Here is a 441-nt window from a genome sequence, read left to right on the forward strand (position 1 = left end):
TTATGATGCCGATTAAAATGATACTGGTGTTTTCATCGTTTTTTTCTCTTATCGTTGAATTGTTTAATACCGGTATTGAAGCGTCAATTGACCATACATCGACAGAACATCACCCGTTGGCAAAGATTGGTAAAGATGTAGGTTCTGCCGCGCAGCTATTAGCCTTGACGATGCTGTTTTTGTTATGGATGATGGCGCTATATACGACTTTTATTAATTTCTATTAATCAATGATGGGCTAATTTTGCAATTGAGTAGACCAATTTTCTATGAGCATCTATATCGGAACCGGTGGATACAGTGATACGGATTTTTTGGGAATTCTCTATCCTGCTGACACCAAAAAAACCGAATTTTTAACCGAGTATAGTCGTCATTATGCCACTGTTGAAATCAATAGTAGCTTCTATGCGCCTTTAGGTCGAAAAGCGTATGAAGGTA

General features: G+C 37.9%; 2 protein-coding genes. Both read left to right on the plus strand.

The features are described 5' to 3' along the window. Nucleotides 1-227 (plus strand): diacylglycerol kinase (locus tag M3206_RS18820; RefSeq protein WP_251314038.1); only part of this gene is annotated, 227 nt, incomplete at its 5' end. A gap of 42 nt (nucleotides 228-269) precedes the next feature. Then, a partial coding sequence (locus M3206_RS19125) for a DUF72 domain-containing protein (RefSeq protein WP_349774028.1) occupies nucleotides 270-441 on the plus strand: 172 nt, incomplete at its 3' end.

It is taken from the genome of Fictibacillus phosphorivorans, assembly GCF_023715845.1.
Classification (GTDB): Bacteria; Bacillota; Bacilli; order Bacillales; family Fictibacillaceae; genus Fictibacillus; species Fictibacillus phosphorivorans_D.